Annotated in this window: 1 protein-coding gene; it reads left to right on the top strand. The window is 63.8% G+C overall.

Going from position 1 to position 1,039, the window contains the following annotated elements; genetic code table 11:
- On the top strand, positions 1-1,039 hold a 1,039-nt coding region (locus AC1DT3_RS22375; protein WP_477467367.1), incomplete at both ends, for an MFS transporter.

The following is a 1,039-nucleotide window of genomic DNA, read 5'->3' as shown; positions in this document are numbered from 1 at the left end:
GGCCTTCAGCGGTGCCAATCCGGCGATCGTCGTGTCGCTCGGTGGCCTGGTCGGCCAGGGTCTCGCCGCCGACAAGCAATTCGCGACGTTGCCCGTCAGCCTGTTCAACCTCGGTCTCGCGCTGGGCACGATCCCCGCGGCGATGATCATGCGCCGGATCGGTCGGCGAGGCGGGTACGTCTTTGCCGGCTCGATCGGCGTTTTGGCCGGATGTATGGCGGCGCTCGGCATCTCCGCGGCGAGTTTCCTGATCTTCTGCATGGGGACTTTCATTGCCGGCTTTTGGGGATCCTTCACGCAGAGCTATCGCTTCGCGGTCACCGATACGGCTTCCGACGGCTTCAAGGCGAGAGCCATATCGTGGGTGATGATCGGTGGGCTCGCCGCAGCCGTGATCGGCCCGCAGACGGTGATCTGGACGCGCGACACGATCGTCACCGCACCCTTCGCCGGAGCATTCCTGGCTCAAGCTGTCTTGGCCCTCATGACCATCGTGGTCGTGATGTTGCTGCGGACCCCGCCCGTGCGGACACATGTGGCGAGCGGGGGGCGGCCCCTAAAGGAGATATTGCTCCAACCGCGTTTCATCGTGGCGGTCGCGAGCGGTCTCGTCTCCGCCGCCTTGATGACCTTTCTGATGACGGCGGCCCCCTTGGCGATGATCGGATGCGGTCATTCGGTGGGGGAGGCGGCGCTCGGCATCCAGTGGCATGTGCTTGCCATGTACGGTCCGAGTTTCTTCACCGGCAAGCTGATTCAGCGCTTCGGCAAGGAGCGCGTCACGGCAACGGGTCTGCTCCTCATTGCCGCTGCGGCTACCGTCGGCCTGACCGGGTTGAGCGTCGCGCATTTCTGGGCAACGCTGATTCTGCTCGGCCTCGGCTGGAATCTGGGTTTCATCGGCGCCACGGCACTCGTCACCGATTGCTACCGTCCCGAAGAGCGCACGCGTGTCCAATCGATCAACGATTTCATGGTCTTCGGCTCCGTCGCGGTGGCGTCATTTTCCTCTGGAAATCTCTTGAGCACGGAAGGGTGG

It is taken from the genome of Microvirga sp. P4_G7, assembly GCF_056401005.1.
The sequence above is the reverse complement of the archived record's forward strand: the minus strand, read 5'-3'. Positions and strand labels throughout refer to the sequence as shown.